We start from the raw sequence: 5,987 nt of genomic DNA on the forward strand, positions 1-5,987 counted from the left end.
TTCGGCGTACGTCCGGAAGCGCAACTCGAATATCAATTCGCACAAGCTATTTCGTGTCCCATGTCGGTCGAACGCCGCGCGCGGCGAGTGCCCGCAGGACGCGGGCATAATCGGGGTGGTGGACTCAGACGGCGGCGTTGGAGCGCATTTTCGTCGGCTACATCAAGAGGGGTGTTTTGTCATCCCGAACCCGTGGGATGCCGGCTCGGCAATCGCCCTGGAAAAGCTTGGCTTTCCCGCGCTGGCCACGACGAGCGCCGGGCTGTGCTTCGCGCGCGGCCTGCCCGACACGGTGACCGCGCTCTCCGTCGACGAGGCGCTGGAGAACATCGCCGAAATAGTGGCCGCGGTCAGCCTGCCCGTCAACGCGGACTTCCAGGCCGGCTACGCCTCCGACTCCGAGGCGCTCGCCCAGAATGTGGCGCGCTGCGTGGCCACCGGCGTGGCCGGGCTGTCGATCGAAGACGGCACGGGTCTCGCCGATTCGCCGCTCTTCGAACCGGCCGAGGCCACCGATCGCGTCCGCGCCGCGCGTGCGGCGATCGACGAGTCGGGAGCCGACGTCGTGCTGACCGGCCGCGCCGAATGCTTCCTCTACGGCCACCCCGACCCCCTCGCCGAGGCCATCAGGCGGCTGCAGGCTTACGCCGAGGCGGGAGCTGAGGTGCTCTTCGCGCCGGGAATCCGCACGAGGACGGACATCGCGACTCTCGTCGACGCCGTGGCGCCATACCCGGTCAACGTTTTGATGTCGTCCGACACGGGGTTGACGGTGACCGACCTCGGAAAGCTGGGGGTGCGGCGGATCAGCCTCGGGTCGGCTTTCAGCCGGGTCGCGTGGGGTGCGTTTCTGGCCGCCGCGCGCAAGTTGGTGGAGGACGGGTCGTTCGCGGGACTGACCCAAGCGGCGAGCTTCGACGAGCTGAACGCGCTGTTCACCGGGTAGCGGCGGCCGGAGGTCCTAACGCGCCTTCCGGAGATCGGCGAGAGAGTTTCGCAGTCCACCGTCCATGCGGATCTGCACGGCCGCCACCGCCACCATCACCGCCGCGGTCACCAGGTGCACCACCGCGTCGGTGACGTTGTTGGGAAAGGTGAAAACGACCGCGACCTGGTGGGAGAAGAAGGCCCAAATGCCCGGCAGCGCACCGGCTATCGCGGCCAGCAGCAGATACAGGACGGCCCAGGACTTGCGCATCGCGAACACCAGGCCGGGAGCGAACAGGGCGAGACCGGCGACGGCGTGCCAGCCGTTATAGTCCATGCCGAGCAATTGCACGGTCGGCGCGGACGGCCCGGTCGCGAAGCTCGGATTCATGATGAAGCCGATCACCGCCTGCACGACATGAAAAGCGCAAATGATCAGCAGCCCGATCTGGGCGAAACTCCACCTCACGTTGCACCCCCTTGTGCACGGTGGGATAGCCCAGATACTACGCTCAGTAGTAGACCCTGGCAACGAAAACGGCGGGCCGCGATGGCTACGCTGTGCCGTTCCGTTCGATCCACTGAGTGATCGCGTCTTCGAGCGCGGTCGCGACGTCCACACCGGCGCTGTCGGCGGCCTGCTCAAACCGCTCGACCAGCTCGGTGCGGACCGAAGCGCCCAATTTCGTGCGCTCCGGTTTTGGCTTCGGGGGCAGGTCTACCGGGACGTGTCGCGCGACAGACGCGTCAATGATTTCGCGAAGTGCCGGGATGTCGTCGAGCAATCTGGCGAGATCGTCGCGCTCGATACGCAGTACCTCAGCCGGCCCGATCGTCGTTACGGTCGCAGAACGCAGTTTCCCACGGTGGAGCGCCGATTCGCCGATCACCTCGCCCGGCCCGAGCACGGCGATGCGGTCCCGCCCGACGTACACGCCCACCTCGCCGCTGAGCAGGATGTAGCAGGAGTCCGACGGCGTCTGCTCATGAATCAGCGGCAATGGAGCCGACGTCGAAGTGCGGTGAGCCGCTCGGGCGAGACGCTGCAGTTCAGCGTCCGAGAAGTTCGCGAAGGTTGCGTACTGGCGCAACCGGCGAGCGTCTTCCTCATATTGCTTTTCGTCGGCCTTCATGCGGACTCCTGACGTGCGACTTGACGCTATATCGAGGAGCGTAACGCGGAATTGCCCGACAAATGGCGAAAGTCAGTTCCGGCCGGGCAGCTTCATGATCGTCCGCACGACGGGCAGTAGCGACTTCTGCCACACGGTCCCCGGAATGCCAAGGGGCGGATCGAGATTGAACACACGGGCCGTCGCGATGGTCTGGGATTCGGTGTACTTCAGCAGGCCCTCGGGGCCGTGCCGGCGGCCGACGCCGGATTGACCCATTCCGCCCATCGGGGCGCTGAGGCTGCCCCAGGCGAACGCGTAGCCCTCGTTCACGTTCACGGTTCCCGACCGCAACCGTGCGGCGATCTGCTCGCCCTCCGCGGACGAGCCGGCCCACACGCTGGCGTTGAGCCCGTACGCGGTGTCGTTGGCCTTCTCGACCGCCTCGTCCACGTCGGCGACGGGATAGATCGAGACGAGCGGCCCGAAGGTCTCGTTGGCCGCGCACTCCATCTCCGGCGCGACGTCGGTCAGCACCGTCGGCTCGTAGAACAGCGGCCCGATGTCGGGCCGTGCCTTGCCGCCCGCGATCACCTTGGCGCCCTTGGCTTTCGCGTCGTCCACGTGGTCCGTCACCGTTTCCAGCTGGCCCGCGGAGATCAGGCTGCCCATGTCGACCGAGAAGTCGTACGCGGTGCCCAGCTTCATGTTCCGGACCGCGGCACCGAACTTACCGGTGAACTCGTCGGCGATGTCTTTCTCGACGTAAATCCGCTCGATGGAGATGCACAGCTGGCCCGCGTTCGAGAAGCACGCGCGGGTTGCCGCCCTGGCCGCCTTGTCGAGGTTGGCCCCCCGCGTGACGATCATCGCGTTCTTGCCCCCGAGCTCGGCCGAGAAGCCGATCAGGCGGCGGCCGCAATGCTCCGCGAGCTGCCTTCCGGTGGCGGTCGAGCCGGTGAACATCAAGTAGTCGCAGTTGTCGATGATCGCGGTCCCGACCACCGAGCCCGGCCCGGGCACGATCGCGTAGAGCGCTCGCGGCAACCCGGCCTGATAGAGCAGCTCGGCGCAGGCCAGCGCGCAGTACGGCGTCTGGCTGTCCGGCTTGAGCACCACCGCGTTGCCCGCCAGCAGCGCCGGCACCGAGTCGGACGCCGTCAGGGTCATGGGGTAGTTCCATGGCGAGATCACCCCGACCACGCCCTTGGGCTGGTAGGCGACCGTGGTCTTGCCGATCCCCGGGAGCAGCGACTGCACCTTGCGCGGCTTCAGCAGGTCGGCGGCGACGCGCGCGTAGTAGTTGGCGTTCGCCATCAGGTCGACGATTTCCTCCTGCGCCGCCCAGCGGGCCTTGCCGGCCTCGGCTTGCAGCAGGTCCATGAGGAAGTCGCGGTTCTCGATGACGAGGTCGCGATAGCGGGCGATCACGTCGACGCGCTCGGTGACCGGCCGCTTCGCCCACTCGACCTGGGCGGCGCGCGCCTCGGCGAAGGCCGCCTCGACGTCGTCGGCCGTGCCGATGGGGATCGTGGTCAGAGGTCTGCCGGTGAAGACCTCGTCGATCGCCTTGGTCTCGCGGGCGGTGACGTCTTTGATCGCGGCCAGCTGACGCAAACGGTCAAAGACTTCGGCTGACGGTGCAGGCATGTCGCTTCCTCTCGCAGAAGCACGGGCGGTCAAGACACCAGGCTATGCCGTGCGGTGTCGGACCAACCAGAAAGCTCAGCTCGGCACACCACCCGGTCATGCGGCGGCGGCATCGCCGGCTCAGAGGATCTGCATGCCCTGGGCCAACTGTGTCACTCCGACCACCGTGAATACCGTCACCAGGATCTGCCGGTGGTAAGCCCGCACCCAGTCGTGCAGCTGACGCAATACCGCGTGGGTTCGGGCCGGCGCGGCCACATAGCCGACCAAGATCATCTCGACGACGGAATACATCAGCAGCACGAACGCGATGGAGGCGCTGACCTGCGTGGCGACCGCAGCCCTCGACGCCACGATGATCGCGAGAATGAAGAGAACCCCGTCGACCGGCACCGACGCCAAGCCGATGACCCACGCGATCCACAACGACCCCTTCTCCCACGCGCGGTGGGCGCGGTGGAGCAGCCGCCGGAGTCCGGAGCGGTCCTCGGGGGAGACGTCTTGTGCGCGGCTCAGGAATCGTGGAACCGCGATCGGCGCCCCGGGGCCCGGCGTCGACCTCGAGGTCGCGCGCGCCTCCGCCCGCCGACGCGTCCAGAAGCGCACCGCCATCAGCGCGGCGATCGACAACCTGAGCACCCCGAGGCCAATTTGGATGTGCGGGAGGGTGGAGCTCGCCGCCGGGCCGGCCGAACCATGCCGGAACGATCCGAACGCGGACGTGAAGTTCAACAGCATCAGCGGCGCGAGCAGCTCGGGCACGCATACGGTCAGACCACCGACCCAGTAGGCCAGCAGGTTCGGCCCGGGTCGCGGCCTGGAGATCATCAGGAGGGCAAGGCCGAGGCGCACCGGATTGAGCGCCGCCAGAATTCCCAACCCCAGCACTGACCCCCACATTGCCGCAGCTCTACCCGGGCCCCCCGGTGTCTAAACCCTCGCGCCGCGGGTCGGTGTCGCCGAGAAGGACGGCACCAGTTTGGCCGGCCGAGCATATTCGGCGAATCGAAATCCCGTTCTCACGCAACACGTTCGGACGCCGCTCGCGGCGGCATGGACGGATGAACGCTCCGCCAACCCCGCGTGAATGCGCCGGAGCAAACCCTCGTGAGGCGAATCACAACGGGCGGGGCCCATGGGCGGTGAGGTAGCCAGCCGCGGCCCCAGCCGCGGAGGCCAACGGCCGTCGGGTGCGATGCCGCTGGCGCAGCGTCTCCGTCTCCAGCTAAGGCGCAGTGCCGGTGGGTAGGAGTCGCCGCCGTGTTCGGTGCCGGGAACCAGCAAGCTCCCGCGGTGTTCTCTCCCGGCCGCGCCGGTGGTAATTCGAAAAAGGTTGACAAACCATCTCAACGGTCGCGGTTGGCAACTACGATGCGTCAATGCCGGTTCTCGTCCCCGTCATGCCGCAGCCAGAGGGCTGCTTGCCGTGGGGTGAACCGGAACGTGATCGCAAAGCGAGTGCGGTCGTTTCGGCGGCGTGTGCGTGCCGGGTCAGCAAATGGCGGCCGCTGCGGCCGGAGGGCGTCAAAAAGGTGGGGCCTCTTCTCTGCGTCGGGATGACAGAGTGGGCGGGGACAAAGGTTGGTTTTGCTGAAGAACGAAGAATGCGCCCGGCGGCTTGGGCGTGCGAATCTCTTATGCAAGAAGGAAATTCACAGGTTTGACGGCGCGGGCAGGCGGGTAACCGGCGAGCCGTGGAGTACGACATCCGAGGTCGTCGTGCCAGCATGCTAGCGGTCCGCTGGTGCATCGACGGGGAACCCCCGCGGAATGCCTTCCGCGGTTTCGGGGTTACCGTTGACATTGCGGACGGTATTGCGAGTCGGGCTGGGGAAGAACTGGGGCCCGAACTGCAGCCAGTCACATCACCACGGGGATATCCGCGACGACGCCCACCGGCGTCGTGCCCATGGGTGGATCGGCACACTGGTCGAAACTAACGGCCAATCCTGAAGCGCTGCACAGCTTTTTGTGCTGCGCGTAGGACTTCTGCAGTTCTCGTCTCGGTTCTAGGAGGTCGTCCGATGCAGTCCAATCCCTTCGATGACGACAGCGGCAAATTTTTCGTGGTGGTCAATAAAGAGGAACAGCACAGCCTTTGGCCGGTCTTCACCGATGTGCCGGCCGGCTGGCGGGTGGTGTACGGAGAGGCCGACCGCGCCGCGTGCCTCGAGTACATCGAACAGAACTGGCCCGACATCCGGCCGAAGAGCCTGCGTGAGAGGTTGGCCGCTCCCGGTTTGTGATGTGTAGATGGTCTAGGTATGAAGGAGTTGGGAAAGCTCTTGGGGGGACTTA

General features: G+C 66.4%; 6 protein-coding genes. 2 read left to right on the top strand and 4 right to left on the bottom strand.

Annotated elements, in window-relative coordinates:
- The first annotated feature begins 118 nt into the window (after positions 1-118).
- Complete coding sequence (locus G6N37_RS06025; RefSeq protein WP_163677288.1) at positions 119-946, top strand: isocitrate lyase/PEP mutase family protein; 828 nt, start codon at positions 119-121, stop codon at positions 944-946.
- A gap of 15 nt (positions 947-961) precedes the next feature.
- Here the strand turns inward: G6N37_RS06025 and G6N37_RS06030 are convergent, their stop codons facing one another.
- The 4 genes from G6N37_RS06030 to G6N37_RS06045 form a co-directional block, all read right to left on the bottom strand.
- Complete coding sequence (locus G6N37_RS06030; RefSeq protein WP_163677291.1) at positions 962-1,396, bottom strand: DUF4383 domain-containing protein; 435 nt, start codon at positions 1,394-1,396, stop codon at positions 962-964.
- An 85-nt stretch (positions 1,397-1,481) separates the two neighbouring features.
- Complete coding sequence (locus tag G6N37_RS06035) at positions 1,482-2,060, bottom strand: cyclic nucleotide-binding domain-containing protein (protein WP_163677294.1); 579 nt, start codon at positions 2,058-2,060, stop codon at positions 1,482-1,484.
- A 72-nt stretch (positions 2,061-2,132) separates the two neighbouring features.
- Entirely contained in the window at positions 2,133-3,689 is a 1,557-nt protein-coding gene (locus tag G6N37_RS06040; RefSeq protein WP_163677297.1) for a succinic semialdehyde dehydrogenase, read from the bottom strand.
- Between the two features lie 120 nt (positions 3,690-3,809).
- Positions 3,810-4,589 (bottom strand): GAP family protein, encoded by a 780-nt coding sequence (locus G6N37_RS06045; protein ID WP_163677300.1) that lies wholly within the window; start codon positions 4,587-4,589, stop codon positions 3,810-3,812.
- A gap of 1,124 nt (positions 4,590-5,713) precedes the next feature.
- On the opposite strand from G6N37_RS06045, the gene G6N37_RS06050 reads away from it, so the two are divergent.
- On the top strand, positions 5,714-5,935 hold the full coding sequence (locus tag G6N37_RS06050) for an MbtH family protein (RefSeq protein ID WP_163677303.1): 222 nt from the start codon (positions 5,714-5,716) through the stop codon (positions 5,933-5,935).
- Positions 5,936-5,987 lie beyond the last annotated feature (52 nt).

Source organism: Mycobacterium seoulense (assembly GCF_010731595.1).
GTDB classification, from domain to species: domain Bacteria; phylum Actinomycetota; class Actinomycetes; order Mycobacteriales; family Mycobacteriaceae; genus Mycobacterium; species Mycobacterium seoulense.

Bases quoted from the DNA above. Each gene is read 5' to 3' on its own strand.
- G6N37_RS06040 (WP_163677297.1), bottom strand. From the start codon at position 3,689: ATGCCTGCACCGTCAGCCGAAGTCTTTGACCGTTTGCGTCAGCTGGCC.
- G6N37_RS06045 (WP_163677300.1), bottom strand. From the start codon at position 4,589: ATGTGGGGGTCAGTGCTGGGGTTGGGAATTCTGGCGGCGCTCAATCCG.
- G6N37_RS06035 (WP_163677294.1), bottom strand. From the start codon at position 2,060: ATGAAGGCCGACGAAAAGCAATATGAGGAAGACGCTCGCCGGTTGCGC.
- G6N37_RS06050 (WP_163677303.1), top strand. From the start codon at position 5,714: ATGCAGTCCAATCCCTTCGATGACGACAGCGGCAAATTTTTCGTGGTG.